The organism is Actinomadura luzonensis (assembly GCF_022664455.2).
GTDB lineage: Bacteria > Actinomycetota > Actinomycetes > Streptosporangiales > Streptosporangiaceae > Nonomuraea > Nonomuraea luzonensis.
The window spans coordinates 419,577-446,306 of the sequence record NZ_JAKRKC020000002.1; the positions used below are offsets into that span (position 1 = coordinate 419,577).

General features: G+C 75.3%; 28 protein-coding genes. 15 read left to right on the forward strand and 13 right to left on the reverse strand.

Going from position 1 to position 26,730, the window contains the following annotated elements:
* The first annotated feature begins 94 nt into the window (after positions 1-94).
* Positions 95-859: a GNAT family N-acetyltransferase gene (locus tag MF672_RS32140; RefSeq protein WP_242375762.1), complete on the forward strand. Its 765-nt coding sequence runs from the start codon at positions 95-97 to the stop codon at positions 857-859.
* A 75-nt stretch (positions 860-934) separates the two neighbouring features.
* On the opposite strand, the gene MF672_RS32145 is transcribed toward MF672_RS32140, so the two are convergent.
* Positions 935-1,525, reverse strand: coding sequence for a 1,2-dihydroxy-3-keto-5-methylthiopentene dioxygenase (locus MF672_RS32145; RefSeq protein ID WP_242375761.1), 591 nt, complete (start codon positions 1,523-1,525; stop codon positions 935-937).
* 50 nt (positions 1,526-1,575) lie between these two features.
* Here MF672_RS32145 and MF672_RS32150 point away from each other — a divergent pair, with 50 nt between their 5' ends.
* From MF672_RS32150 to MF672_RS32190, 9 genes are read left to right on the forward strand one after another with little or no spacing between them, the layout of a single operon-like run.
* The gene (locus MF672_RS32150; protein ID WP_242375760.1) at positions 1,576-2,682 is read left to right on the forward strand and encodes a substrate-binding domain-containing protein; all 1,107 of its coding nucleotides are present in this window, start codon (positions 1,576-1,578) and stop codon (positions 2,680-2,682) included.
* Entirely contained in the window at positions 2,667-4,337 is a 1,671-nt protein-coding gene (locus MF672_RS32155) for an ATP-binding cassette domain-containing protein (protein ID WP_242375759.1), read from the forward strand. Before MF672_RS32150 ends, MF672_RS32155 begins: the two co-directional genes overlap by 16 nt.
* Positions 4,334-5,362 carry an ABC transporter permease gene (locus MF672_RS32160; protein ID WP_242375758.1) on the forward strand — a complete coding sequence of 343 codons (1,029 nt, stop codon included), beginning with the start codon at positions 4,334-4,336 and terminating at the stop codon, positions 5,360-5,362. Before MF672_RS32155 ends, MF672_RS32160 begins: the two co-directional genes overlap by 4 nt.
* Positions 5,359-6,540, forward strand: coding sequence for an S-methyl-5-thioribose kinase (gene mtnK / locus MF672_RS32165; RefSeq protein WP_242375757.1), 1,182 nt, complete (start codon positions 5,359-5,361; stop codon positions 6,538-6,540). The genes MF672_RS32160 and mtnK overlap by 4 nt, the downstream gene beginning before the upstream one ends.
* Complete coding sequence (locus MF672_RS32170; RefSeq protein WP_242375756.1) at positions 6,537-6,980, forward strand: hypothetical protein; 444 nt, start codon at positions 6,537-6,539, stop codon at positions 6,978-6,980. Before mtnK ends, MF672_RS32170 begins: the two co-directional genes overlap by 4 nt.
* 4 nt (positions 6,981-6,984) lie before the next feature.
* Positions 6,985-7,293 (forward strand): hypothetical protein, encoded by a 309-nt coding sequence (locus MF672_RS32175; RefSeq protein ID WP_242375755.1) that lies wholly within the window; start codon positions 6,985-6,987, stop codon positions 7,291-7,293.
* The gene (locus MF672_RS32180) at positions 7,284-7,775 is read left to right on the forward strand and encodes a WXG100-like domain-containing protein (RefSeq protein ID WP_242375754.1); all 492 of its coding nucleotides are present in this window, start codon (positions 7,284-7,286) and stop codon (positions 7,773-7,775) included. The genes MF672_RS32175 and MF672_RS32180 overlap by 10 nt, the downstream gene beginning before the upstream one ends.
* Positions 7,768-8,238: a hypothetical protein gene (locus MF672_RS32185; RefSeq protein ID WP_242375753.1), complete on the forward strand. Its 471-nt coding sequence runs from the start codon at positions 7,768-7,770 to the stop codon at positions 8,236-8,238. Before MF672_RS32180 ends, MF672_RS32185 begins: the two co-directional genes overlap by 8 nt.
* Positions 8,225-8,386 carry a hypothetical protein gene (locus MF672_RS32190; protein ID WP_242375752.1) on the forward strand — a complete coding sequence of 54 codons (162 nt, stop codon included), beginning with the start codon at positions 8,225-8,227 and terminating at the stop codon, positions 8,384-8,386. Before MF672_RS32185 ends, MF672_RS32190 begins: the two co-directional genes overlap by 14 nt.
* Before the next feature lie 20 nt (positions 8,387-8,406).
* Here the strand turns inward: MF672_RS32190 and mtnB are convergent, their stop codons facing one another.
* The 8 genes from mtnB to MF672_RS32230 are packed head-to-tail and all read right to left on the reverse strand — an operon-like array spanning position 8,407 to position 16,241.
* Positions 8,407-9,036, reverse strand: a complete 630-nt coding sequence (gene mtnB / locus MF672_RS32195; RefSeq protein WP_242375751.1) for a methylthioribulose 1-phosphate dehydratase — start codon at positions 9,034-9,036, stop codon at positions 8,407-8,409.
* Positions 9,033-9,698, reverse strand: a complete 666-nt coding sequence (mtnC, locus tag MF672_RS32200) for an acireductone synthase (RefSeq protein ID WP_242375750.1) — start codon at positions 9,696-9,698, stop codon at positions 9,033-9,035. Before mtnC ends, mtnB begins: the two co-directional genes overlap by 4 nt.
* A complete protein-coding gene (locus tag MF672_RS32205; RefSeq protein WP_242375749.1) occupies positions 9,695-10,642 on the reverse strand; it encodes a nucleoside hydrolase in 948 nt (315 codons plus the stop codon). The genes mtnC and MF672_RS32205 overlap by 4 nt, the downstream gene beginning before the upstream one ends.
* Positions 10,639-11,649: a s-methyl-5-thioribose-1-phosphate isomerase gene (locus tag MF672_RS32210; RefSeq protein WP_242375748.1), complete on the reverse strand. Its 1,011-nt coding sequence runs from the start codon at positions 11,647-11,649 to the stop codon at positions 10,639-10,641. The genes MF672_RS32205 and MF672_RS32210 overlap by 4 nt, the downstream gene beginning before the upstream one ends.
* Positions 11,646-12,518, reverse strand: coding sequence for an ABC transporter permease (locus MF672_RS32215; protein ID WP_242375747.1), 873 nt, complete (start codon positions 12,516-12,518; stop codon positions 11,646-11,648). The genes MF672_RS32210 and MF672_RS32215 overlap by 4 nt, the downstream gene beginning before the upstream one ends.
* A complete protein-coding gene (locus MF672_RS32220; RefSeq protein WP_247815514.1) occupies positions 12,515-13,591 on the reverse strand; it encodes an ABC transporter permease in 1,077 nt (358 codons plus the stop codon). The genes MF672_RS32215 and MF672_RS32220 overlap by 4 nt, the downstream gene beginning before the upstream one ends.
* Positions 13,588-15,213, reverse strand: coding sequence for an ABC transporter ATP-binding protein (locus tag MF672_RS32225; protein ID WP_242380278.1), 1,626 nt, complete (start codon positions 15,211-15,213; stop codon positions 13,588-13,590). The genes MF672_RS32220 and MF672_RS32225 overlap by 4 nt, the downstream gene beginning before the upstream one ends.
* On the reverse strand, positions 15,210-16,241 hold the full coding sequence (locus tag MF672_RS32230) for a BMP family ABC transporter substrate-binding protein (RefSeq protein WP_242380279.1): 1,032 nt from the start codon (positions 16,239-16,241) through the stop codon (positions 15,210-15,212). The genes MF672_RS32225 and MF672_RS32230 overlap by 4 nt, the downstream gene beginning before the upstream one ends.
* A 60-nt stretch (positions 16,242-16,301) precedes the next feature.
* Between MF672_RS32230 and MF672_RS32235 the strand changes: the two genes are divergently transcribed.
* A complete protein-coding gene (locus MF672_RS32235) occupies positions 16,302-16,535 on the forward strand; it encodes a hypothetical protein (protein ID WP_242380281.1) in 234 nt (77 codons plus the stop codon).
* Between the two features lie 6 nt (positions 16,536-16,541).
* On the opposite strand, the gene MF672_RS32240 is transcribed toward MF672_RS32235, so the two are convergent.
* Positions 16,542-17,648 carry an LLM class flavin-dependent oxidoreductase gene (locus MF672_RS32240; RefSeq protein WP_242380282.1) on the reverse strand — a complete coding sequence of 369 codons (1,107 nt, stop codon included), beginning with the start codon at positions 17,646-17,648 and terminating at the stop codon, positions 16,542-16,544.
* A gap of 214 nt (positions 17,649-17,862) precedes the next feature.
* A complete protein-coding gene (locus MF672_RS32245; protein ID WP_242380283.1) occupies positions 17,863-18,576 on the reverse strand; it encodes an MBL fold metallo-hydrolase in 714 nt (237 codons plus the stop codon).
* A gap of 377 nt (positions 18,577-18,953) precedes the next feature.
* On the opposite strand from MF672_RS32245, the gene MF672_RS32250 reads away from it, so the two are divergent.
* A complete protein-coding gene (locus MF672_RS32250) occupies positions 18,954-19,403 on the forward strand; it encodes a ribosome small subunit-dependent GTPase A (RefSeq protein ID WP_242380284.1) in 450 nt (149 codons plus the stop codon).
* A 40-nt stretch (positions 19,404-19,443) separates the two neighbouring features.
* The gene (locus tag MF672_RS32255) at positions 19,444-19,956 is read left to right on the forward strand and encodes a GNAT family N-acetyltransferase (protein WP_242380327.1); all 513 of its coding nucleotides are present in this window, start codon (positions 19,444-19,446) and stop codon (positions 19,954-19,956) included.
* Here MF672_RS32255 and adhE read toward each other — a convergent pair.
* Complete coding sequence (adhE, locus tag MF672_RS32260; RefSeq protein ID WP_242380285.1) at positions 19,932-22,637, reverse strand: bifunctional acetaldehyde-CoA/alcohol dehydrogenase; 2,706 nt, start codon at positions 22,635-22,637, stop codon at positions 19,932-19,934. The two genes, MF672_RS32255 and adhE, sit on opposite strands and share 25 nt — an antisense overlap.
* A 227-nt stretch (positions 22,638-22,864) precedes the next feature.
* Here adhE and MF672_RS32265 point away from each other — a divergent pair, with 227 nt between their 5' ends.
* Complete coding sequence (locus MF672_RS32265; protein ID WP_242380286.1) at positions 22,865-24,508, forward strand: AMP-binding protein; 1,644 nt, start codon at positions 22,865-22,867, stop codon at positions 24,506-24,508.
* Between the two features lie 27 nt (positions 24,509-24,535).
* Here the strand turns inward: MF672_RS32265 and MF672_RS32270 are convergent, their stop codons facing one another.
* Positions 24,536-25,291: a class I SAM-dependent methyltransferase gene (locus MF672_RS32270; protein ID WP_242380288.1), complete on the reverse strand. Its 756-nt coding sequence runs from the start codon at positions 25,289-25,291 to the stop codon at positions 24,536-24,538.
* Positions 25,292-25,381: 90 nt separating this feature from the next.
* On the opposite strand from MF672_RS32270, the gene MF672_RS32275 reads away from it, so the two are divergent.
* On the forward strand, positions 25,382-26,674 hold the full coding sequence (locus MF672_RS32275) for an MFS transporter (RefSeq protein WP_242380289.1): 1,293 nt from the start codon (positions 25,382-25,384) through the stop codon (positions 26,672-26,674).
* Positions 26,675-26,730: the final 56 nt, after the last annotated feature.

The following is a 26,730-nucleotide window of genomic DNA, read 5'->3' on the forward strand; positions in this document are numbered from 1 at the left end:
AGGAAGAACGAAAGGCGCGGCTCATGCTCGTGAAGGTGTTCGGAGGGACCGGCGGGCGCGGTGGCGGTCCGGCCTCGCCGGTCGGGGTCGCGGCATGACCGCGCCCGCCTTCCCCGCCGCCTCCGGCGGGCGCCTCCCCTGTCCGGCCGCGGACGCCGGCTCCGAGGTGCTGGACGACCCGGTGCGGGCCTCGCTGCTCGGGGCGCACGCGCACCTGGCCGAGCGGCGTGGCCGGGTGCTGCGCTATCCCCTCGACGTCTCCCCGTTCGCGTCCATGCCCCCTGACCCGGGGCCCGCCGACTGGGCGGACGCGGCGGCGCTGGCGGGCGAGGGCGGCGACGTGCTGCTGACCGGCCCGGCGGCGGTGCCCCCGCCCGGCTGGCGGGAGGTGGGGAACATCCCCGGGGTGCAGCTCACCGGCGAGCACGTCGCCGGCGCGCACGACGCCGCCGTGGTGCGGCTGGGGCCGGCCGACGTGCCGGAGATGCTCGACCTCGTCGCGCGGACCAGGCCCGGGCCGTTCCTGCCGCGCACCGTCGAGCTCGGCGGCTACCTCGGGATCCGGCGCGGCGGCGCGCTGGTGGCCATGGCCGGGCAACGCCTGCGCCCGCCGGGCTGGACCGAGATCAGCGCCGTCTGCACCGACCCCGCGCACCGCGGCCGCGGGCTGGCGACCCGGCTGGTGCTCGCGGTCGCCGCCGGCATCCGGGAGCGCGGCGAGACGCCCTTCCTGCACGCGGCCGCCACCAACACCCACGCGATCGCCCTGTACGAGCGGCTCGGCTTCCGCCTGCGCCGCGTCACCGGGTTCCGCACGGTCCGGGTCCCGGCGCGCGACCTGGTCGTGGGCGGGCCGTGACGCCCCGCCCGCCGTCCTGGACGCGGGGATGATCGGTGCCGGGGGGAGCTCCGCGCGGGCTCCCCCCGGCAGGTCTCACCGGGCCCGGGCGGCGCGGGCGGCCGTGATGGTGTCGAAGTCCGGGATGCGGGAGGCGATGGTGTCGCCGGTGAAGTCGCCGATCCAGCCGTCGTCGTCGTGGAAGAAGCGGATGGCGGTGAAGTCGGGCCTGGTGCCCATGTCGAACCAGTGCGTGGTGTTCCTCGGGACGCTGAGCAGGTCGCCCGCCTCGCACAGCACCGCGTGCACCTTGCCGCCGGCGTGCAGGTAGAAGATGCCCGAGCCGGAGACGAAGTAGCGGACCTCGTCGTCGTCGTGCGTGTGCTCGCTGAGGAACTTCTGCCGGGCCGCGGCGGCCCGCTCCGGCCAGTCAGGGGAGTCGTCGGGGTGGAGCTGGGCGACGTCGACGAAGGTGTAGCCCTCCTCGGCGATGACGCGCTCCACCTCGGCGGCGTAGGCGGCCAGGATGTCCTCCTGGCCCGCGTTCTCCGGCAGGCCCTCGGCGACCTGCCAGTGGCGCAGCACCACGTCGATCTCCTTGAGCGCCGCCGCGATCTCCGCCGCGTCCTCGGTCTCCAGCAGAGTCTCGGGGCGCTCGCCGTCGGTGTAAACGGTCAGGTAGGTCATGGCACAAAAGCCTACAATACTTGCATGAAATGTGGGATATAGTCCGCGGTGTGAACCTCGCACGACTCGTGGGCGTGGTGTCCCTCCTCGCCCTGGCCGGCTGCTCGCAGGGCACGCCGGCCGCCCCGCCCGCCCCGTCCCTTCCCACGGCCGCCTCGCCGTCCGCCACTGCACCCGCCACTGCGCCCGCCACTGTGTCCGCCACTGTCCCCGCCCGCATCGCGGCGGGCGACGTCCGCATCGCCCTGGTGCGGCAGCTGTCCTCCGGCGACTACTTCGAGCAGTGGCTGGCCGGCGCGCAGGCCGAGGCCAGAACGCTCGGCGTACGGCTGGAGGTCTCCAGCGGCGACGGCAACAACGACAAGCAGGCGCTCAACCTGGAGCAGGCGGTCACCGCCAAGGCCGACGCGATCATCGTCGACCACGGCTTCGCCCAGACCGTGCAGCCGGCGATCAAGAAGGCGGTGTCCGCCGGGATCCCGCTGGTCGCCTTCGACGTCGACCCCGGCTCGCCCGAGGCCGTCGCCCTCACCCAGGACGACCACCGCATCGCCGAGCAGGCACTCGGCGCGCTGAAGGCCGGCACGGGCGGCAACGGCGAGATCGTCTACGTGTACGTCGCCGGGTTCGCGCCGCTGGACCGGCGCAACGAGACCTGGGAGCGGTTCAAGAAGGACAACCCCGGCATCAAGCAGGTGGCGCAGATCGGCGTCGTCAACAGCTCCACCGCCGCCGCGGTCGCCGACCAGGCCAAGGCCGCCCTCCAGGCCAACCCGGGCGTCAAGGCGATCTTCGCGCCCTACGACGAGTTCGCCAAGGGCGCCGCGCTCGCCGTCAAGGAGCTCGGCCTCGCCGACCGGGTGAAGATCTACGGCGCGGACGTCTCGACCGCCGACATCGCCGTCATGACCGAGACCGGCAGCCCGTGGGCCGCCACCTCGGCCACCGACCCGGCCAACGTCGGCCGCGTCGCGGTGCGCGCGGCCACCCTGCTGGTAGCGGGCTCCCCGGTGGAGCACGCGCTCACCGTGCCGCCGGCCCTGATCACCCAGAAGGGCCTGCGCGACGCCGGGATCACCAGCGTCGAGCAGCTCACCCGCGCCTTCCCGGAGCTGACCACGCCCGAGGTGGCGCGCGTGCCGTGGGCGTCGTCGTGACCTTCGCGGCCACGTCCCTCAGCAAGGTGTACGGCGCCACCGAAGCCCTGTCCTCGGTCAGTCTCAGCCTGCGGCCGGGCGAGATCACGGGGCTCATCGGCACCAACGGCGCGGGCAAGTCCACGCTCATCAAGATCCTGTCCGGCGCGACCGCGCCGACCTCCGGCACCCTGTCCTGGGACGGCCGCCCGCTGACGTTCGGCGGGCCGCTGGAGGCGCAGGCGGCGGGCGTCCAGACCGTCCACCAGAACATCGACGACGGCGTGGTCCTCGGCGCCAGCGTGGCCGAGAACCTGACGCTCGACGCGCTCGCCGGATCATCGGCCCGGCGGAGCTGGTTCGAGACCCGCGGGCGCGTCCGGGCCGCCGCGGCGGCCGTCGCGCCGGGGCTCGGCCTGCCCCTGGACGCGCCGGTCGAGAGCCTGCCCGCCAGCGCCAGGCAGCAGCTCGTCATCGCCCGCGCCCTGGCCCGCCGCGCCCGCCTGCTGATCCTGGACGAGCCCACTTCCACGCTGTCGCCCGTCGAGGCCGCCGCGCTGGCGGGGCGGCTGCGGGCGGCGGCGGCCGCCGGCGTCGCGGTCCTGTACGTGTCGCACCGGCTGGCCGAGATCGAGGAGCTGTGCGACCGGGTGCTGGTGCTCCGGGACGGGGCGCTGGCCGCCGCGCCCGTGGAACGCACGGCGATCGTCGCCGCCATGCTCGGCCCCGGCCCGGCGCCCGCCGGCCCGTCCCCGTCCCCGGGCGCGTCCCCGTCCCCGGGCGCGTCCCCGTCCCCGGGCGCGTCCCCGTCCCCGGGCGCGGTGCCGGGCGCGGACGTGCTGGTCGCCGAGGAGGTCCGGGCCGTGCCCGGTGGCCGCGCGTTCGAGTTCCGGGTGCGCGCGGGCGAGGTGCTGGGGGTGACCGGGCTGGTCGGGGCCGGCAAGACGGAGCTGCTCGAACAGCTCGGCGGGGTCCGGCCGCTGGTGTCCGGGCGGCTCACGCTCGACGGCGCCGCCTACCGGCCGAAGGACCCCCGGGACGCGATCGGGCGGGGCGTCGCCTTCGCCCCGGAGGAGCGCGCGGCCCAGGCGATCGTGCCGGGCTGGCCGGTGCGGGCGCACGTCACGCTGCCGTGGCTGCGTCGGCACAGCCGCGCCGGGCTGCTGGCGCGCCGCTCGGAGACGGCCGCCGCGCGGCGCGTCGCCGGCCGGTTCGGGGTGCGGGGCCCCGGGGAGGAGGCGCCGATCGAGGCGCTGTCCGGCGGCAACCAGCAGAAGGTGGTGGTCGGCCGCTGGCTGGAGGGGGAGCCGCGGCTGCTGGTGCTCGACGAGCCGTTCCGCGGCGTGGACGTCTCCGCCCGCGCCGACATCGCCCGCGTCGTGCGTGAACGCGCCCGCACGGCCGCCGCCCCGGCTCCCGGCGACCGTGCCCGCACGGCCGTCGCCCCGGCTCCCGGCGAGCCCGCGCACGGCGCCGCGGGTTCCGCCCTCGGGGCCGCCGTCGTGGTGGCGACCTCCGACCCGCAGGAGCTGTACGGCCTGGCCGACCGGGTCCTCGTCCTGCACGAGGGCGCCCCGGCGGGCGAGCTGCCGATCGCCGAGGCCACGCAGGAACGGCTGGCCGCCCTGATGGCCGGCCCCGCCACCCGCGCGGCCGGCGGGGAGGAGGGCCGATGACCGCCACCGCGAGGACCGGCGGCCGGCCGGTGACGGCGGGCGGGACCACCGCCTCCCGGGCCGCCGCGCTCGCCTACCGCTACGGCCTGCTGGTCGTGCTGGCCGCGATGGCCGTGCTGTTCTCCGTGCTGCGGCCCGCCTTCGCCACCTACCCCAACGCCCTGGTCGTCCTGCAGTCCGTCGCCGTGGTCGGGATCGTCGCGCTCGGCGTCACCGTCTCCATGACGACCGGGGGCTTCGACCTGTCGGCGGGCGCCTGCGTCGGGGCCGTGGTCATGGTCACCGCCCTGGCCATGGTCCGGTTCAACCTGACCGGCGGCACCGCGATCGTTGCCGGCCTGCTCACCGGCCTGCTCGTCGCCGCCGTGAACGTGCTGCTCACGGTGGTCGCCAAGGTTCCCGACCTGGTGGCGACGCTGGGCACGCTGTTCCTGTTCCAGGGCCTGGCGCTGATCGTCACCGGCGGCCAGTCGGTCGCGGCCGGCATGACGGTGGACGGCGCGCCCGCCCAGGGCCGCTACACCGAGGGCTTCGCCTGGCTCGGCAGCGGCCGGATCGGGTCCGTGCCGGTCCCGGTCGTGGTGTTCGCGCTGCTCGCCGCCGCCGTGTACGTGCTGCTCAACCACACCCGCTGGGGCCGCGCCCTGTACGCGATCGGCGGCAACGCGGAGGCGGCGCGGCTGGCCGGCATCCGGGTGGCCCGCTACCGGGCGCTGGCGTACGCGGTGTCCGGGGTGTGCGCCGCGGTCGCCGGGATCCTGCTGTCGGCCCGGCTCGGCAGGGGCGACGTCGGCGCGGGGGACCCCTACCTGCTGCAGTCGGTGGCGGCGGCGCTGATCGGGTTCGCGGTGCTGGGCGCCAACCGGCCCAACGCTCTCGGGACCGTGGTGGGCGCGCTGTTCATCGGCGTCATGATCAACGGCCTGACCATGCTGAACGCCCCGTACTACGCCCAGACCTTCGTCCAGGGCGCGCTGCTCGTCGGCGCGCTGGTGACCAGCTACACCCTCAGGAGGATCCGGTGAGCTACGAGCTCCTCACCGTGGACACGGTGCCCGGCTACGTCGCCGCCCGCCCCGCGCTGGCCCGCTTCGGCGCGGTGTCGCGGGTGCGGGAGGTGGGCGACGGCAACCTCAACCTGGTGTTCGTCGCCGCGGCCGAGCACGGCGGGCTGGTGCTCAAGCAGGCGCTGCCCTACGTGCGGGTGGACCCCACCTGGCCCGTCACGCCCGAGCGCAACGGCGTCGAGGCCCGGGCGCTGCGCGTGCACAACCGGGTCGCCCCCGGCCTGGTGCCCGAGATCCACGACGCCGACCCCGAGCGGCACGTCATCGCCATCGAGGACCTGTCGGACCACCGGGTGTGGCGGGGCGCGCTCAACGAGGGCCTGCGCCACGAGGGCGCCGCCGCCGACCTCGGCCGGTATGTCGCCAAGGTGGCCTTCGGCACGTCGGTGTTCGGCCTCGGCGCGAAGGGCCACAAGGCGGCGCTGGCCGGCGCGGCCAACCCCGAGCTGTGCGAGATCACCGAGGACCTGGTCTTCACCGAGCCGTACATCCGCCACGAGCACAACCGCATCCTGCCGGCCAACGAGGCCGACGTGGCCGCCTACGCGGGCGACCCCGCCGTGCGGGCCGCCGTCGGCGCGGCCAAGCTCGCCTTCATGACGCACGCCGAGGCGCTGATCCACGGCGACCTGCACACCGGCTCCGTGCTGGTGCGCGACGAGCCCCGCTCCGCCAAGGCGTTCGACGTCGAGTTCGCCTTCTACGGCCCGGTCGGGTTCGACGTCGGGGCGCTCTGGGGCAACTACGTGCTGGCCGCCGCCCGCGCGCTCGTCCTCGGCGACGACGGCCACGCCGCGTGGGTGCTTGCGCAGGCGGCCGAGACCTGGCGGGGCTTCGCCGACGAGTTCACGGCGCTGTGGCCGGACCGCGCCGACCCGCGCGTCATCGACCTCGACCGCTACCTCGCCCAGGTGTACGCCGACGCGGCGCCGTTCGCCGCCGCCAAGGCGGCCCGCCGGGTGATCGGGTTCTCCCGGGTCAGCGACATCGAGAGCCTGCCCGAGGACCTGCGGGCGCGGGCCGTCCGCGCCGTCCTGGCCGGGGCGCGGCTCCTGCTGGCCGGCGAGCCCCGCGGCGGCGAGCCGAAACGGCTGTTCGACCGGGTGGGGCAGGCGCTGGCGGAGGCGGGCCGATGACCGGCGGGCTAGGAGCGGAGGACCTGGGGGCGGCGGACCTCGACCGGCTCATCGAGACGACGGCGCGCGCCGCCGAGCAGGCGGCCCGGGCGGCCGAGCCGGCCGAGCCGCCCGAGGTCCGGCACGAGGCCGCCGACCGCGACGGGCTGGTCCGCGCGGCGGCCGTCCTGACGCCCGAAGGGGTCCGCCTGCGGTCGCTGACGCTGAACCCGCGGGTCCGCCGCCTGGAGTCCGAGCAGCTGGCCGCGCTGCTCCAGCGCACGGTGAACGAGGCCCTGGACGGCGTGGCCGCCGCGGCGGGCGACAGGGCCGCCCCCGGCCTGGCGGCCCTGTCGGCGGAGTTACGCGAGCTGCAGGCGTACGCGGCCGACCGGTTCGGCGTCTTCGCCGGCACCGTCGGCGACGTGCTGCGGCAGCTCGACCGGCGCATCGAGGAGTGAGGGCATGGAGTTCAGGAGGACCGTCCTGCACAGCGCGGGCACCGAGCTGGGCGAGGTCGCGACCGAGGTGCGGGCCGCCTTCGACGAGCTGCTCGCCGCCGTCCGCACGGACGGCGTCATCCCGCGGAACGACGACATCAGTGCCATGATCGCGGCGGCCTGCGCGGCGATCCAGGAGATCGCCACCGGCTCGGTCGAGAGCGCGGTGCGCGCCCTGGGCGGCAACGGCGCGGGCCTGACCTCGATGGCCGCCACGTACGAGGGCGCCGAGACGGACACCCGGACGGTGATCGGGAGCCTGCCGTGGGCCTGAGACTGCCCGCCGAGCTGGCGTTCCTGCTCAACGAGCTCGGCCACCACTGGCCCGAGGCGGACGAGGACGCGCTGTACCGGCTGGCGCTGTCCTGGCTCGGCTTCGGCGCCCGGCTCTCCGGCGTCACCGGCCGCGCGGACGAGGCCGCCGACGCGGTCCGCCGCGGCAACGCGGGCGAGGCGGTGGAGGCGTTCCTGCGCGGGTGGCGCGGCGGCGACGCCCCGCGCACGGTGGTCGCCGAGGGCGTCACCGGCTCCCGGGTCGTCGCGTTCTGCCTGGTGCTCTGCGCCGCGCTGGTGCTCGCACTCAAGATCCACATGATCGTGCAGCTCGTCACGCTGCTCGCCAGGATCCGGGTGGCCGCCGCCACGGCCGCGGCCACCTCGGGCGGCTCGCTGCTGACCCTGCCGGCCGCCGAGCGGCTGACCCGCCTGCTGCTGGACCTCGCCCGCCACCGGACCGCGCGGGTGCTGGTTGCCTAGGCTCCCGTCCGGCGCGGCCGGCTTCATCGCCCGCCGCGCCGCCCGGTTCTTCCGCGGCGCGCGACCGGTCCCGCTCGGCAACCTGATCAGGGACGCCCGCCGCAGCGGCGGCTTCTCCTGGTCGCCGGTCACCGGCCGCCCGCCGGCCAGGGGCTACATGGTGGCCACGACCGGCCGCACCGCCCAGTTCCCCGAGAGCGTCCTCGACGACCCGGACGCCGCCGCCCGGGCCATCGACCGCTACCTGCGCGACAACCGGGACGTCTTCGACAAGCGCCGCGACATCTACCTCGGCTGCTGGATCGAGGACGGCAAGGTGTGGCTCGAACCGTCCAGGAACATCCCGCGGAGGAGGACGGCGATCAAGCTGGCCAGGGAGACCGACCAGATCGCCGTCTACGATGTGAGGACCCGCGGCTATATCGACACGGGAGGAACCGGTGGCTTTCTTGAGGAGGCGTAAGACCTACGCCGCGTTGCCGGAAGGCTACTTCGACCTGCCCGAGGAGGAGCGGCTGGCCTGGGCCAGGCAGCTCGCCGAGGAGCTGAGGGACGAACGCGACACCCGCCGCCGCGACGGCGACGACGACGGGCGCGACGGCGAGGAGTGACGGCGAGGAGTGACGGCGGCTCAGGAGACGGCCAGCTTGTAGGACAGCAGCCACTCCACGCACTCGGTGACGTGCCGGGCGTGCTTGAGGTCCGTCCCCCACGCGTACAGGCCGTGCCCGGCGACGATCACCGCCGGCGTGCGCGGGTCGAAGGCGGCCTCGAAACGGTCGCCCAGCTCGTCCATGTCCTGGCTGTTGCCGATGACCGGGATCGTGACCTCGTCGTCGTGGGCCAGCCGGCCGATGCCCTTCAACGTCTCCACGTCCCGCAGCAGCACGCCGCCCGGCCAGCGGTGCCCGGCCACGACCGCGTTCAGGGCGTGCACGTGCACCACCGCGTCCGCCCCGGTCAGCGCGGCCACCCGGGCGTGCAGCCCGGCCTCGGCCGACGGCCGCAGCGGCGCAACCCCCGCCACCGCGACCGCCTCGCCGCGCGGCCCCACGACGGCCACGTCCGTGGGCAGCAGCTCGCCCTTGTCCAGGCCGCTGGCGGTGACGGCGAGCCGCAGCGGCTCGCGGGAGACCACCTCGGAGATGTTGCCGGAGGTGCCGCGCATCCAGCCGATGGAGGTGAAGCGGGTCGCCTCCACGGCCAGCCGCGCGCCGGCCGCGTGCACCTGCTCGGCGGCCGGGGTCGTGTCCACGCTCATAGGTCGATCTCCTCGAAGGTCGCGATGACGGGGTGGGGCCCGAACGGGGCGGTCGCGTTCGGCTCGCCCGGCCTGCGCACGCCGGCGGTGCGCCAGCCGGCCGCCGCGGCGGCGTCCAGCTCGGCCGGGACGTCGGACAGGAACAGCGGCGCGCCGGGCCCGCCGAGCGCCGCCGCGATCCGCGCGTACGAGCCCGCCTCCCGCTTCGGCCCGGCGTTGACCGTGTCGAACCAGTCGCCGACCAGCGCCGACAGGTCCCCGTACGGGGAGTGGGCGAACCACGGCCGCTGGCTGGCCACCGAGCCGGAGGAGAACACCGCCAGCCGGTGCCCCGCCGCGTGCCAGGCGCGCAGCGCGGGCGGCACGTCGGGGAAGAAGTGCGAGGTCAGCTCCCCGGCCGCGAACCCCTCCGCCCAGATGCGGCCCTGCAAGGTCTTCAGCGGCGTGGCCTTGACGTCGCCGTCCATCCAGGCGTGCAGCGCCTTGACCGCCTCCTCCGTGGTGGCGGCGCCGATCTCGGCCAGCACCGCCCGCACGGCCGGTTCTTCGCGGTGCGCCTCCAGGTACGGGCCGAGCCGGGGCCGGGCGTAGGCGTACAGCCCGACGTGCACGGACTCGGTCGAGCTGGTCGTCCCCTCGATGTCGAGCACGATGGCCGTCACCGGGTCAGCACCTCCACGAAGTCGGCCACGAACCGGCGGGCGGCCACCGCGGTCACCACGCGGGTGCCGGGGGCGGGCTCGTACGGGAAGGCCGGGGGCAGCCCGTCGTGCGTGCGCATGAGCCGGGCCCGGTGCAGGAAGCCGTCGCCGCGCACGTTGACCGGCCCCTCCGCCCACGCCGTCGCGAACGAGGGGTCCAGCAGGATGCCGGCGGCGAGCGGGTCGTGCAGCGGGATGATCCTGCGGCCCCACTCGTTCTGGTAGAAGTCGAGGTAGGCGTCCAGGATGCCGGTTGCGAAGCGGGCCACCGGCGTGGCGCGGGCGCGCAGGGCGGCGATGGCGTGCTCGTCCAGGATGGTGCCCGCCGTCACGTTCACGCCCACCATGACCAGCTCGCGGCGCGGCGCGGCGAAGACCGCCCGCGCGGCCTCCGGGTCGTTGTTGACGTTCGCGTCGATCATCAGGAGGGTGCCGGGCGGGGCGTAGGGGCCGGACCCGCCCATCACCACCACCGAGCGGTACTTCGTGAACAGCTCAGGGTCCAGGCGCAGGGCCAGCGCCAGGTTGGTGAGCGGGCCCAGCGCCAGCAGGTCCAGCTCGCCCGGCTGCTCGGCGGCCAGCCGCACCAGCAGCTCGGCCCCGGACTCCGCGCTCACCCGCGGCAGCGGCCGGTCGCGGCCGAGGTCGCCCAGGCCGTCCTTGCCGTGCACGTACCCCGCGATGTGGGCGGGGCCGCGGAGCGGCGCGGCGGCGCCCCTGGCGACGGGCACGTCCAGGCCGAGCAGGCCGGTGACGACGCCGATGTTGCGGGTGGCGTCCTCCTCGGTGCAGTTGCCGTACACCGAGGAGATCGCGACGATCTCGGCGTCCGGGCGGCCGGCCAGGTACAGCAGGGTGTGGGCGTCGTCGATGCCGGTGTCGGTGTCGACCACGACGCGTCTCACAGGCTCTCCTTCACGTCGTTCGGCAGGTGGATCCCGCGTTCGGTCACGATGCGGGTCACCAGGTGGGGCGGGGTCACGTCGAAAGCGGGGTAGTAGCCGGTCACGCCCTCGGCGGCGGTGCGGACGCCGAGCGCGTGCAGCACGTCGTCGCCGTCGCGCCGCTCGATGACCACGTCGGCGGCCGTCGGCGCCTGCGGGTCCGGGGCGTCCACGAGCGCGTGGAACGGCACGCCGAAGGCCCGGGCGGCCAATGCCACGCCGAGCGTGCCGACCTTGTTGATCACGTGGCCGTCCAGGGTCACCCGGTCGGCGGCGGTCAGCGCCACGTCCGCCAGCCCGTCCGCCAGGACCGCGGCCACCATGCCGTCGGTGATGAGCGTGGGCCGGTAGCCCATCTCCACCAGCGTCGCCGCGGTCAGCCGGGCGCCCTGCAGGTACGGGCGGGTCTCGGTGCAGACGAACTCCAGGCGCTTGCCCGCCGCCTCGGCCGCGCGCACGGTCGCGATCAGGTACGCGTCCGCCCAGCAGTGCGTGAGCACGCGCGAGCCGTCGTCCAGCAGCGTCGCGGCGTGCGCGCCGAGCGCGGCGCTGCGGGCGAGGTAGCCGTCCTCGTGCGCCCGGGCCGCCGCCTCGACCGCCGCGACCAGCGCGTCCCCGGCGAGCGGGTCGCCGCCCAGCGCCGCCGACAGGACGGCGTGCACGGCGTCCCTGATGTGGTTGTTCGTCGGCCGGGTGGCCACCAGCCGCGCCCCGGCCGAGCGCAGCCGCGCCGCCGCCTGCTCCGGCCCGTCGCGGCGGGCCTGGCGCGCGGCCAGCACCAGCCCGGCCGTGGCCGCGAACAGCGGGCCCGAGCTCTGCGTCACCATCCGCTCGATGGCCACCGCCACGTCCTCGCTGGTCGCGCAGCGCACCCAGCTCACCTCGAACGGGTAGACGCGGCGGTCCAGGATCTCCACCGCGCCGTCGGCCGCGTACCGCACCGACGCCGCGAGCAGCGGATCGCTCATGCCGTCCTCTCCTTCCGGCGTGCCGCCGCGGCCACCACCAGGGCCAGCAGCGTGATCAGATACGGGGCCGCGTCCGCGGCCTGCTGCGGCAGCCCGAGCCCCTGCAACCGGAAGCCGAGCGCCTCGGCCGCGCCGAACAGCAGGCAGGCGCCCAGCCCGAGCCACGGCCGGGCGCCGGCCAGCATCACCGCCACCACGGCCACCCACCCCCGCCCGGCGCTCATGCCCTCGCTGAACAGGGTCACGTTGCCCAGGGCGAGCTGCGCCCCGCCGAGCCCGCACAGCGCCCCCGCGCCCAGCACGGCGGCGTGCCGGTAGCGCCGCACCCGCAGCCCGATCGCGCCGGCCGCCTCCGCGTGCTCGCCGATGCCGCGCAGCCGCAGCCCGGACCGGGTGCGGCCGAGCCACCACCCCGCCCACGCCACCAGCGCGAACGCGCCGGGAACCAGCGGGGACTGCGGCCCCAGCACCGGCGCCCCCAGCCCCAGCGCGGCCAGCGTCGGCAGCCCGGCCAGCTCGGGCGAGCTGAACGTGCCGCCGCTGCCGAACACCTGCCGCATGAGGAAGGCCGTCAGGCCGAGCGCGAGCAGGTTCGTGCCGACCGCGACCACCACCGGGTCGGCCCGGAAGGTCACCACGGGCACCGACAGCAGCAGGGCGTACAGGGCGGTGGCGAGCACCGCGCCCGCCACCCCCGCCCACGCGCTCCCCGTCACGTGGCTGGTCAGCACCGCCGTGAAGGCGCCCCAGAGGAGCTGGCCCTCCAGCGCCATGTTGAAGACGCCGGCCGCCGCGCACAGCAGCCCGCCCAGGGCCGCCAGCACGACCGGCGCGGTGGCGGTCAGCACCGCCGCGAGGAACGCGCTCATCCGCGCCTCCTCGCCGCCCGCACCACGGCGGCCACCGCGACGATCACGATGATCAGGCCCTGGACGATCTGGGTGAGCTGGCTCGGCACGCCCGCCTCCCGCTCCATGCCCTGCCCGCCCGCCTGCAGGATCGTCAGCAGCGCCACCGACCCCGGGACCGCGAGCGGCCGGCCGGCGGCCAGCAGCACCGCGGCGACGGCGGTGAAGGTGTAGCCGGGCGCGGTCAGCGCGCCGTCCACGAACCGGTACGGCGGGCCCAGCACGATCAGGCCGCCGACCAGCCCGGCGAACGCGCCGCCCGCGGCCATCGTCACCGTCGCCAGCCGGTCCACGCGGACGCCGCCGTAGCGGGCGAACTCGCGGTTCGCGCCGAGCGCGCGGATCTCGTAGCCCGGGACCGTGCGCGTGTCGGCCGGCAGCCACAGCGCGGTCAGGACGGCGACCAGCGGGAGGGCGAGCGTCACGTACGAGCTGCCGCCGAGCGCGGGCAGCCGCGCCGCCTCCGGCAGCAGCGGGGTCTGCGCGAGGCCCGTGCCCGGCTCGGCCAGCGGGAACCTGGCCAGGTAGGAGGCCAGCGACACCGCCGGGGCGCTCAGCAGCAGGGTGCTGACGATCGCCGGCACGCCGAGCCGGGTCCGCAGCGGCGCGGACAGCCCCGCCAGCAGCGCCCCCGCCAGCGCGGCGCCCGCGAGCGGCAGCGCGTACGAGCCGCCGGCGTGCAGGGCGAGCGCGGCCGCCGTGATGCCGCCCAGCGAGAGCTGGCCGTCGCCGCCCAGGTTGAACTCGCCGGCGCGCAGCGGGACGGCGAAGGCCACCGCCATGCCCAGCGTCGGCACGTACGCGGCGAGGGTGTACTCCAGGTTGCCGTCCAGCAGCGCGCCGCGCACCAGCGCCGGGTAGGCGAGCGACGGGTCCGCCCCGGCCGCGGCCATGACGAGCGTGGTCAGCGCCAGCGCGCCCGCCACGGACAGCAGCGCGGGGGACAGGACCGCCCGCCGCGCCGCCGCCCACCCGGGCCGGCGGGCGGCCCCGCCGGCGGACGGGGCGCGGGGCGCGGTCGCGGCCCGGCTCATCGGGGACTCCTCTCGTCGCCCCCGCCACCAGGGGGATCGGCGTCGGGGGACGCGGTGGCGGGGGACGCGGTGTCAGGGGGTGCGGTGTCAGGGGGTGCGGTGGCGGTCATGGCGGTGCCGGTCATCGCGGTGCCGAGACGTTCGTCCGTGGCCTCGGCCGCCGGCAGCTCGGCGACCACGCGGCCCCCGAACAGGACCAGCACCCGGTCGGCCAGGGCCCGCAGCTCCGACAGCTCGCTCGACTGCACCAGCACGGCCCGTCCCGCGTCGCGCGCCCCGGCCAGCAGCGCGTGGATCTGCTCCTGGGCTCCCACGTCCACGCCCTGCGTCGGCTCCTCCACGACCAGCACCGGCGTGTCCCTGGACAGCTCCCTGGCCAGCACCGCCTTCTGCGCGTTGCCGCCGGACAGGTGCGCGATGGGCGTCCGCACCGAGGCGGCGCGGATCCCGAACCGCGCGGCCAGGTCCGCGGCCCGCCGCCGCACCTCCGCCGGCCGCAGGAGGAAGCCGCGCTGGCCGCCCATCAGCAGGTTCTCGGCCAGCGACAGCTCGGGGGCGGTCGCCCGGCCCGCCCGGTCGGCGGGCACGTAGGCCACGCGCCGGTCCCGCCCGCCGCCGGCTCGCCGTCCCTCCAGGAGCACCTCGCCGGCGTCGATCCTGCCGAGCCCGGTGACGGCGTCGACCAGCTCGCGCTGCCCGCTGCCCGCCACGCCCGCCAGGCCGACGATCTCCCCGGCCCGCACCTCGAACGACACCCGGTCCAGGACGGGCACGCCGTCGTGGTCGCGGACGCTCAGCTCCCGCACCTCCAGCAGCGTCGCCCCGGTCTCGCGCCCGCCGGCGCGGGAGGGGGACGGCCCGTCCGCGGGCGCGCCGAGCGAGCGGCCGAGCATCGCGCGGACCAGCTCGTCCGCCGTCGTGGCGGCGGTGTCGAAACGGCCGGTCACCCGGCCGCCGCGCAGCACCGTCACCCGGTCGCTCGCGGCCAGGACCTCCTCCAGCTTGTGCGTGACCAGCAGCACCGACACGCCCTCGCCCGCCAGCCTGCGCACCATCAGGAACAGGCTCTCGGCCTCGCCCGGCGTGAGCACGGCCGTCGGCTCGTCGAGGATCAGCACCTCGGCCCGGCGGTGGAGGGCCTTGAGGATCTCCACCCGCTGCCGCACCCCGACCGGCAGGTCGCCGACGCGGGCCGCCGGGTCCACGCCGAGGCCGTGGCGCGCGGCCAGCTCGGCCACGGCCCGGCGCGCGGCCGTCCGGTCGAGCAGGCCGCGCCGCAGCGGCTCCGCGCCGATGACCACGTTCTCCGCCACGCTCAGGCCGGGGAAGAGCTGGAGACGCTGGTGGACCATGCCGAGCCCGTGCGCGATGGCGTCGGCGGGGGAACGCAGCCGCACCGGCGTCCCGGCCCGCAGCACCTGGCCGGCGTCGGGGCGGTGCAGGCCGTACAGGATGGACATGAGCGTGGACTTGCCGGCGCCGTTCTCGCCGACGACGGCGTGCACCTCGCCGGGCCGCACGGCGAGGTCGACGCCGTCGTTGGCCCGTACCTCGCCGAAGTGCTTGGTGACGCCCCGCAGCTCGACCGCCGCGACGCCGCCGGCCGCCTGAGCGCCGCTCATCCGCCCAGCGGGTCGGCGACGACGGTCTTGCCGGCCACGATGTCGTCGCGGACCTGCTTGATTTTGGCGACCACGTCGGGGCTGGCGGCCACCGCGCAGCCGGAGGAGGCGAGGTCGTCGCCGAGGGCGTTCACGCCGACGCCGCCCTCCTTGAGCCCGTACACCTTGACGCCGCCGCCCCGGCCGGCCGCGATGTCGGCGATGGCCGCGCGCTCGGCGACGTCGACGTGCTTGAGCACGTTGTCGATGATCGTGCCGGGGCGCTGCGCGCACTGGTTGACGTCCACGCCGAACGCCTTGGCGCCGGCGGCCGCGGCGGCCTCGAAGACGCCCTGGTTGCCGGCGGACGCGGCGGCCGCCACGATGTCGGCGCCCTGACCGGTGAGCGTCTGGGCCTGGGACTTCGCGCGGGCCGGGTCGCTGAACGGGTTGCTGCCGCCGACGTAGAGCGGCGTCCCGGTGACGGAGCTCCTGACGGCCTTCGCGCCGGCGAAGAACGGGTCGATCCAGCGGTGCACGAACGGCGAGTCGAGCGCGGCCACCACGCCCAGCCTGCCGCTCCGGGTCAGCAGGCCCGCCTCCACCCCGGCCAGGTACGCCGCCTCGTGCTCGCGGAAGGACACGCAGGTCAGGTTGGGGGCCTGGTTCTCGGCGCACGAGTCGACCTGGAGGAACTGCTGGCCGGGATGCTGCTTCGGCACGGTGGCGAACAGGTCGTCGAAGGAGAAGCTGACGCCGACGACGACGGTGGGCCTGGCCCGGACGGCGGCGTCGAGGTTCTGCGCGATGCTCGCCGGGTCCTTGCTCTCGTACAGCTTGAACGAGGCGCCGATCTCCTTCGCCGCGGCCTTCGCGCCTTCGACGCTGAGCTGCAGGAAGCTGTTGGTCCCCACCGGGTTGGGCGTGATCAGGATGACGGACTTGCCGGAGGCGGCGGAAGGGGCGGCGGCCGGCCGGGCGGCGCCGCACGCCGTCAGGGCGAGCGCGGCGGCGGCCAGGGCGGCCAGAGGGGAGAAGGCGCGGTCCATGGCGGCCAGCATAACATGCAAAGCCAGTAGGAAATGTTGACTTTATGGGGGCCCACGACGGTGCCCGGAGCGCAGGCCCCCGCCCGGGAAGTGGGAGGCGGCGGGCGGTACCTGTTCGCGCTGTCGGTGGTGCGCTCGGTGCTGCTCACGCCGCTGGTGTCCCCGGCCACCGACGACACCGCCCTCATCGGCGGCGAGACCGATGGCGTCGGGCACCTGCCGGGCGAGCCGGTCGACGCGGTACGCGGCGAAGTCGCCTGCTCGACCTGGTCCGGCCGCTCCACGAGGCCCTGAACACGGTCACCGAGAACGACACGTACCGGCAGGTGCTGGAGCGGTGGGGCCTGGCCGAGGCCGCAGCAGCGGAAGGAGCAGGTCGCCCTGGCGGGCCAGCTCCGGCAGGTAGGGAGTGTCCGACAGGATGAAATGGGTGATGCCGAGAGCCTGATAGTCGCGCAGGGACGCGGCCACGTCCGCGGCCGAGCCGACCAGCCAGGTGGTGGCCGCGCCGGCGCCGCCGTACCGGCCGGGGGCGGTGTAGAGGTTGCGGTCGAGCACCTCGCCCCGCGCGGCCAGGCCCAGCAGGCGCTGCTGGCCGGCGGCGGCGGTCCAGTTCACGTCGCGGGCGACGCGGCCCTGCGCCATGGCGGCGACCCTGGCCTCGGCGTCGGCCCACGCCTGCGCGGCGGTGTCGCGGACGACGGTGGTGACGCGCAGGCCGAACTCCAGCGGAGGGAGCTCGCGGCCGAGCCGGTCGGCGAGCCGCCTCAGCCGCTCGATGCGCTCGGCGACGTCGCCGAGCGGCTCGCCCCAGAAGAGCTGCACGTCGGCCTCGGTGGCGGCGACCCGCTCCGCGGCGGTGGAGGCGCCGCCGAAGTAGAGCGGCGGATGCCGGCGGGCCGCTCGGGCGGCGGGCCGCGGCTGCACGGTGGAGCCGGTGACGTGGAAGTGCTCGCCGCAGTAGGTGACGTCCTCCTCGGTCCACAGCCGGCGGACGATCCGCATGAACTCCGCGGTACGGGCGTAGCGGGCCTCCCGGCCGGCCGGGACGTCGCCGTAGGCCGCCGGGTGGTCCTCGCCGGAGACGACGTTGACCAGCACCCGGCCGTCGGTGAGGTGGTCCAGGGTGGCGGCGGCGGAGGCGAAGTGGGCCGGACTCCAGTAGCCGGGCCGGATCGCGATCAGCGGCTGGAACGTCGTCGTGCGCGCCGCCAGCGCGGCGGCCACCGTGAACGTGTCGGGCCGGCCCCAGCCGGTGCCGAGGAGCGCGCCGTCCCAGCCGTGCTCCTCCAGGGCCCTGGCCTGGGCGGTGAGGTTCTCCAGGCTGTTGTGGCCGGCGACGACGTCGTCGCCGCGGTGGCCGGGCCTGGCCTGGTTGGGGATGTACCAGAGCAGCTGGGAGCTCATCAGCCGTCCCTCCTCTAACCCTTCATTTCAGGTAGAGTTTAAGGGTAGAAAGGCGGCCGTGCAGTTCCTCGCCGGCACCCTGTTGCCCGGTGCCCCGGCGTCGGGCGTTGCCGGGGAAAGCGCGCACGACGTCTGTCCGGCTGTCAACGCCGGGGATCCCGGTGCGCCCCGAGCCGCCACGACGCGGGCGGGCCGCCTCATCGGGCGGGCCGCCTCATCGGGCGAGGCGCTGGAGCTGGCCCTCGTGCACGTGGCGCACCCACTCCCAGCCGGGCCTGGCCGACGGGCCGACGCGCGGGTCGTCGGGGGCGCGGCCGTCGCGCAACGCGAGCACGTACGCCCGGTCCAGGTCGATCCGGGCCCGCAGCGCGCCGGGCCCGCCCACGGAGCCGTGGCCGGGGACGACGGTCCCGACGCCGCCCGCGACGTCCTCGATCAGGCGCAGCGCGGCGAGGTAGTCCTCGATCGGGTCCGTGGCCGCGTCGAGGTCGAGCATCGGGACCAGGACGTCGGACACCAGGTCGCCCGCGACGAGGACGCCGCGCTCCTCGATCAGCAGCGCCGCGTGGCCCGGCGCGTGCGCCTGGTGCTCGATGATCCGGACCCGGAGGCCGTCCCAGGGGATGTGCGTGGTTCCGGCGGGCAAGCCGGTGATGAGGCCGAGCAGGTCCAGCGGCACCTGCCCGGCGATCTCCGTCTCGCGCAGGTGCTCGGCGATGCGGGCCTTCGCGGCCGCGTCCGGCCTGGAGAACCCCGCCACGACGGGCCGGCCCAGCTCGCGAAGGTCGTCGGCGAGGCAGCCGAGCTCGGACTCGGTCACCCCGGGGTCGATGAGCAGCACACCGGCCGGGCCCTGCACCACGACGGCGTTGCTCTGCACGAACCCGCTCTCGTGGACCAGCACGCCCTCCGCGACCTGCTTCAGCACGAGCCCGCCTCCCTTCCGTCCCGCCCGGTGATGGCGATTCGCAACTACTGAAGGGAAGGGAGGGCCGGATCGCTGTCAAGGAGGGAAAGCGTGCCGCTGCGCCCTCGGCGACCGGGGCCTCGACCGGCGGCCCCTCGCCGCCGCCGTGCCCGGCTGACTGCCCGGTCGCGGTGCTAAGCTTTCCAGCGTTCGTAGTGAGACCGGTGTGGAAGGGGGGTGAGGTTCGATGACCGCGGTGAAGGCCGCTGCCGTACGCAGCACCCGGATCAACCTCACGTCCCGGGTCCCGGTCTGACCTTTCTCCTCTCCCGGCCTTCCGCGCCGGGCGGAGCGATGCCCGCGTCTCGTCGAGGCCCCTTCATCGCAAGGGTCTCACGTTGTCACACACGTTCACCGATCCATCCGGCCTGTCCCGGTACGGGTGGACCGACGCACTCGATCACACCTTCGCCGCACACTACGAAGCGGGCCTCGTGCCGGCCCGCGTCTCCCGGGTCGACCGCGGCCTGTGCACCGCGATCACCGCGTCGGGCCCGGTCCGGGCCACGTTCGCCGCGCCGTACCCGCCCGATCCGCTCCTGACGCCCTGCACCGGCGACTGGGCCGCGCTGCGTCCCGGCGCCGAGCCGCACCTGGTGGCGCTGCTGCCCCGGCACAGCGCGATCGTGCGCTCGTCGGCGTCCAGGTCCTCCCACGGACAGGTGCTCGCGGCCAACGTCGACACGGTCGCCGTCGTCGCGCCGACCGGCAGAAGGCCATCACCGGCCACCTGCGCGCCACCTACAGGTTCCGGGACCGGCAGCCATGACCGGCCCGCACCGCACTGACCCGCACGAGGACCACCCCCACGAGGAGACGAACCCCGCCATGACCTCCACCTACCTCACCCGTCCCGAGAGCCCCGCCGACGTCGCGGCGATCCGCGAGATCAACCTGGCCGCCTTCCCGAGCCCGCACGAGGCGGACCTCGTCGAGGCGCTGCGGGCCGACCCGCGGGCGTGGCTGCCCGGCCTGTCCTGGCTGGCCGCGGCCCCCGGCGGCGAGCTCGCCGGATACGCGCTGCTCACCCGCTGCCACGTCGGCGACGCACCCGCCCTCGCCCTCGGCCCGTGCGCCGTCCGGCCCGAGCACCAGCGGCGGGGCGCGGGCTCGGCCGCCATCCGGGCCGCGCTGCGCGCCGCCCGCGAGCAGGGCGAGAACCTGGTGGTCGTGCTCGGCCACGCCGAGTACTACCCGCGTTTCGGTTTCACCCCGGCCTCCGGGTACGGCATCCGCCCGCCCTTCGACGTCGAGGACAAGTACATGATGGCGCTCGCCCTCGACCCCGCGAAGCCGGTGCCGAGCGGCGTCATCCGCTACGCGGCGGCGTTCGGCGTCTGATCTCCTGCCGCCGGCCGGGCGTCCGGCTGCTCAGCAGCCGGGCGACCGGCCGGCCGGCCGCCGGCGCCGTAGTACGCGGCCCGCATCAGCGCCCGCATGTCGTCGAGCATCGGCATCCTCGGGTTGGCCGGCGCGCACTGGTCCTCGTAGGCGTTGCGCGCCTGCTGGGGGAGCGCGGCCAGGAAGGCTTCCTCGTCGACGCCGAGGGCCTGGAACGACGGCTCGATCGAGACGGCGTCCCGCAGCCGCTCGACCGCGGCGGCCAGCGACTCGACGCCCTGCGCCGGGGTGGCGGCGGGGAGCCCGAGCGCCTGCGCGATCTCCTGGAACCGTTCGGGGGCCCGGTAGTGCTCGTACTTGGGCCAGCCGGACAGCTTGGCCGGGGTCGTGCCGTTGTAGCGGATCACGTGGGGCAGCAGGACCGCGTTCGTCCGGCCGTGGGCGATGTGGAACGTCGAGCCGAGCGTGTGCGACATGGCGTGGACGATGCCGAGGAAGGCGTTGCCGAACGCCATGCCGGCGATGGTGCCCGCGTTGTGCATCCGCTCGCGCGCCCGGGGGGCCGCGGCGCCGTGCCGCACGGCGTCCGCCAGGTTGGCGAAGATCAGCTTGATCGCGTGCAGGGCCAGGCCGTCGGTGTAGTCGCTGGCGTAGACCGACACGTACGCCTCGACGGCGTGGGTGAGGGCGTCGAACCCGCTGTCGGCGGTGACGACCGGCGGCAGGTCGGCGGCCAGGTGCGGGTCCACGATGGCGACGCTCGGCGTCATCGCGTAGTCGGCGAGGGGGTACTTCTTGCCCGTCGCGGTGTCGGTGATCACCGCGAACGGCGTCACCTCCGCGCCGGTGCCCGAGGTGGTCGGCACGCAGACCAGCCGGGCCAGGTCGCCGAGCGGCGGGAACTTGAAGGCGCGCTTGCGGATGTCGAAGAACTTCTGCCGCAGGTCGGCGAAGACGACCTCGGGGTGCTCGTAGCGCAGCCACATCACCTTGGCCGCGTCCATGGCCGAGCCGCCGCCGAGCGCGATGATCGTGTCGGGGCGGAACTGCCGCATCAGCTCGGCGCCCCGGTCCACGGTCGCGACGCTCGGCTCGGGCTCCACGTCGTCGATGATCTGCAACGCCACCCGCTGCGGACGGCGGCCGAGCACCGTGATGATCCGGTCGACGTAGCCGAGCCTGGTCATGGTCGCGTCGGTGACGATGCTCACCCGGTGCACGCCGGGCATGTCGGCCAGGTAGCGGATCGCGTGCGGCTCGAAGTAGATCTTGGAGGGGATCTTGAACCACTGGAGGTTGTTGGTCCGCCGGCCGATCCGCTTGACGTTGAGCAAGTCGACCGCCGAGATGTTGTGGGAGACCGAGTTGCGGCCGTAGCTGCCGCAGCCGAGGGTCAGCGACGGGATGAAGGCGTTGTACATGTCGCCGATGCCGCCCTGCGACGACGGGGCGTTCCAGATGATCCGCACCGCCTTGACGCGCCGCCCGAACTCCTCGGCCAGCCGCTCGTCCCGGGTGTGGATCGCGGCGCTGTGCCCGAGGCCGCCGAACTCCACCATGCGCTCGGCCAGCCCGATGCCCTCCTCGTGGCCGCCGGCGCGCAGCACCGCCAGCACCGGGCACAGCTTCTCCCTGGTCAGCGGCTCGGCCGGGCCGACCTGGCCGACCTCGACGAGGATCACCGAGGTGTCGTCAGGCACCTGAAACCCGGCCTGCTCGGCGATCCAGGTCACCGGCCGGCCGACGACGTCGGGGTTGAGCCTGGCCTCCGCGCACGACTCGCCGGACGCGCCGGCGCCGAACAGCAGCTCCTCCAGCTTCCGCTTCTCCTCGGCGCCGGCGCGGTAGGCGTGCAGCGCGCCGAACCCGGCCAGCGTCTCGTCGTACACCTCCGCGTCGATGATCACCGCCTGCTCGGAGGCGCAGATCATGCCGTTGTCGAACGTCTTGGACAGCACGATGTCGTTGACGGCCCGCCGCAGGTCGGCGGAGCGCTCGACGTACGCGGGCACGTTCCCCGCGCCGACGCCGAGCGCCGGCTTGCCCGCCGAGTACGCCGCCCGCACCATGCCGTTGCCGCCCGTCGCCAGGATCGTGGACACCCCGTCGTGCCGCATCAGCGCCCCCGTGGCGGCGAGGGACGGCTCCTCGATCCATTGCACGCAGTGCTCGGGGGCGCCCGCCGCGACGGCGGCGTCCCGGACGATCCTCGCCGCCTCGGCGCTGCTGCGCTGCGCCGAGGGGTGGAAGGCGAAGACGATGGGGTTGCGGGTCTTCAGGGCGATCAGCGCCTTGAAGACCGTGGTGGAGGTCGGGTTCGTCACCGGGGTGATCCCGCAGACCACGCCGACGGGCTCGGCGATCTCGACGATCCCGCTGATGTCGTCCCGCGAGATCACGCCGACGGTCTTGAGCGCGGCCATGCTGTTGGTGACGTGCTCGCAGGCGAAGATGTTCTTCACCGCCTTGTCCTCGAACAGCCCGCGCCCGGTCTCCCGCACGGCGAGGTCGGCGAGCGCCGCGTGCTCGTCGAGCGCGGCGACGGACGCCTTCTTGACGATGTGGTCGATCTGCTCCTGGCTGAACGCCGCGTACTCGTCCAGCGCCTTGAGCGCGTTGCCCACCAGGGTGTCGATCATCTCGTTGACGGCAGCCGGCACATCCACGACCGTGTCGGTCATCTGGGTCACCTCAGGACTCGTCTCGGGCGGTCGGGTCCAGCATCTCGCCGTACGGGCGGGCGCGCCGGAGCGCTTGGACTCCGATCATGAGGCCGAAGGGCACCGCGAGACGGGGACTTTCGGTGGTGGCGCGCCCCGCGCCGACTGCGTAACCAAACGTTACCTGATGATTACTTTGGGTAGTATCTCCTTGTCAGCGCCAGACAAAGGAGAGGAAGTGCCGGGCCGTGAACGCCGAACTGCGCGAGCTGGCCACCACCGTCCACCCCGATCCGGTCACCGCGGCGCGTCACCGCGCCGTCGGCCACTGGCGCGACGAGACCGTCGTCGACGACCTCGCCCGCGCCCGTGCCGCCGTCCCCGGCCAGGTCGCGCTCATCGCCTCGTCGGCGCACCGCAGGGAGCGGGCGCGCACGCTGACGTACGGCGAACTGGGCGAGCGGGCCGACCGGTTCGCCGCCGGCCTGCACGCGCTGGGCGTGCGGCGCGGCCAGGTCGTCGCCTTCCAGCTGCCCAACTGGTGGGAGACCGTCGCGCTCGCGCTGGCCTGCGCCCACCTCGGCGCGGTCGTGCTGCCGCTCAAGCTCGGCATGGGCGCGCACGAGCTGCGCCGCAGGCTGCGCGTCTGCGGCGCGGCCGTGTGCGTCACCGTGGACCGCTGGGACGGCGTCGAGCACGCCGGAGTCCTGGCCGAGGCGGCCACCGGGCTGCCCGGGCTGCGCCATCGCGTGGTCCTGGGCGACGCGGCGGCCACCGCCGCCGTCGACTTCGACGCCCGGCTGCGCGGCGCGCGCGGCCCGCTCCCGCCGCCGACTCCGCTGAGCGCCGACGAGGTGGCGCTGGTGGCCTTCACCTCGGGCACGACCGGCGACGCCCTCGGCGTCCTGCACAGCTCCAACACCATGTACGCGGCCATCTCCCGCACCGACGGCCCCGTCCAGGACCCGGTCGCGGTCGCCAGCGTGATCGGCGTCCCCGCGGGCTACCGGAAGATCGTGCTGGAGACCGTCCTGCGCCGCCGCCGCGTGCTGATCAGCGACAGCCCCGACCCGGGACGCTGGCTCGCCCTGCTGGCCGAGCACCGGGCCACGTCCATGACCGCCATCCCGCGCCTGCTCCGCGACCTGGCCGCCGAGCAGCGGCTGCGCCCGCGGCCGCTCACCGAGCTGCGGAGGCTGAACAGCATCGCCGCGCCGCTGACGGTCGCGGACGCGCTGCTGATCCGCGAGCACCTGGGCGCCGAGCTGGTCAACGGCTGGGGGATGACCGAGACCGGCGGCGGCCTCGGCACCAGCGCGGCCGACCCGCCCGGCTGGCCCGGCCGCAGCATCGGCACGCCCCGCCGCGGCGTCGAGGTGCGGTTGCGGGACGAGCCCGGCGCCGGGCCCGGCGTGCGGCGGCTCGCCGTCCGCAGCCCCTCCGTCTGCCTCGGCACCTTCCGGCGCGACACCGGCCGCCCGGTCTGGCTGCCGCGCGAGCACGACGGCTGGTACGACACCGGCGACCTCGTCCGCGACGACGGGCGCGGCGGCCTGCAGTACCTCGGCCGCGCCGCCGACCGCATCTCCGGCCCCGGCGCGAGCATGATCCCCGTCCACGACGTCGAGGAGGGCCTGCGCAAGCACGCGGGCGTCGCCGACGTGGCCCTGGTGGGCTACCCCAGCGCCGAACACGGCGAGCTGCCGTGCGCCGTCGTCGTCCCCGCCGCCGACCCGCCCCCGTCCCTGAAGGAGCTGCGCGACCACCTGACCGGGCGCGGCATGTCCCGCTGGCAGCTGCCCACCCGCCTGCTCCTCGCCCCGGCCCTGCCCCGCAACGACCTCGGCAAGGTGCGCAAGGACCAGCTCAGGCAGCGCTGCACCACCTCCTGACGCGTCGCGCGCGGGCCGGGGGTGCCGTCAGGCGGCTTCGAGGACGAAGAACAGGAAGCTCAGGAACCGGGTGCCGGTGCGCCCGCGCAACTCCTCGGGGAACAGCTCGCGCGCCTCCGGCACGAACGGCGGTTCGCTGATGACGCCGATGCGGAAGCCGGCCGCGGTGAAGGCCTCCGTCATCGCGTGCAGCGGACGGTCCCAGAAGCTCAACCGGGCGGTCTGCCCGCCCATGGTCCACTCCTCGACCCGGTTGCGGATCTCGAAGTACTGGGGCTTCTCGCCGGCCATGCACTGCGTGAGGGTGATGACGAAGGGGTGGTCGACCGAGACGAGGAGCCGGCCGCCGGGCCTCAGCACGCGCCGCAGCTCGGCCAGCGCCGGCCCCCAGTCCTTCAGGTAGTGCAGCACCAGCGACGCGACGACGTCGTCGAACGCGTCGTCGGGGAAGGGCAGGGGAGCGCCCAGGTCGGCGACCCGCAGGTCGGCGTCGGCGCCGAGCCGCCGCCGGGCCTGCTCCAGCATGCCGGCGCTCGCGTCGATGCCGGTGACGATCGCGCCGCGATCGCGCAGCGCGGCGAACAGGGGGCCGGAGCCGCAGCCGGCGTCGAGGACGCGCCGGCCGGCCACGTCGCCGGCGAGGTCCAGCATCGCGGGCCGCTCGTAGTAGGCGTTCACGAGACTGGTGTCGTTCTCGGCCGTGTACCCTTCGGCGATCTGGTCGTAGTCGTTGAGACGGGGCGAGAAGGCGGTCTCGGGCGGCTTCTCCGGCATGGCGGACATGACGGCTATTGTGGACCATCGCCACCCCGGGCCCCGCCCGCCACGGAGCCGCCACGGAGCCGCCACGGAGCCGCCACGGAGAAGAAGCTCGTGACCGACCTCGTCCCGCTGCGCAGGAACGCGCGTTTCCAGCTGTTGTGGGCCGGCAGCGCGGTCTCCGCGCTGGGGTCGGAGCTCACCAGGCTCGCCATGCCGCTGCTGGTGCTGGCGCTCACCGGCTCGCCCGGGTCGGCGGGCCTGGTCGCCGGGGCCCGGACCGTCGGCTTCCTCGCCGTGCAACTGCCGGCCGGCGTGTGGGTGGACCGCTGGGACCGCCGCCGCACCCTGATCACCGCGCAGGGCCTCCAGACGGTCGTCTCCGCGCTGCTGACCGTGCTCGTCGTCACCGGCCGGGCGCAGGTCTGGCAGTTCGTGACGCTCGCGGTGCTGGACGGGCTGTGCGCCGCGTTCACCGGACCCGCCCGGGACACGGCGATCCGCGGCGTCGTCCCCCCGGAGCAGCTGCACAGCGCGTACGCGCAGGAGGAGGCCCGTACCCACGCGGCCGGGCTGCTCGGCCCGCCGCTCGGCGGCCTGCTGTACGGCCTCGGGCGGGCGGTGCCCTTCGTCGCCGACACCGTCACGTTCCTCGCCGCCACGCTCTGCTACGTCGGCGCGAAGGTGCCGCGCCGCCCGGCGGACGAGCCGCGGGCCCCCGTACCGGAGGACGGCGGGAAGCGGCCGCGCGGCATGCGCCGGGAAGCGACCGAGGCCGTCGCCTGGCTGTGGCGCCGGCCCGGCCTGCGGGAGGTCACCGCGGCGGTGATGGTCCTCAACCTGCTGGGCGGGGCGTTCCTCATCCCGCTGATCGTGCTCGTCGGCGAGCGCGGCGGCGACGCGCGCGTCACCGGCACGGTCCTGGCCGGTCTCGGTGCCGGCGGGCTGGCCGGTGCGCTGCTGTCGGGCCGCGTCAGCAGGCTCCTGCCGCCCGGCAGGCTGCTGCCGGCCGTCGTGGCGGTCTTCGGCGCGGCGCTGGCGGCCACGGCGCTGCCCTGGGGGACGTGGTGGCCGATGATCCCGCTGGTGCTCGTCACCCTGTCGACGCCCGCGCTGAACGTGGTGATGAACGTGGTCGTCGCGCGGCTGGTGCCGGAGGCGATGCTCGGCCGGATGGGCGCGGTCCTGAGCATGGGCGGGACGGCGCTCAAGCCTCTGGGGCCGGTGCTCGGCGGGGCGCTGGCGGCGGCGCTGGGCGGCGCGGGGGCGCTCGTCGCGCTGGGCGGGCTGCTCGGCCTGACCGCCGCGGTGGCCGGGCTCAGCCCGGAGCTGCGCCGTTTCACCGGAGAGGCCCCCGCGGCCGGAGACGACGAAGCAGGCTCCCGTCCCGTGCCGGAACCCGGATGACCGGGCCGTCCGCCCGCTGATCATCAGGACTTCGACCCCCGCCGCCACGGACCTTC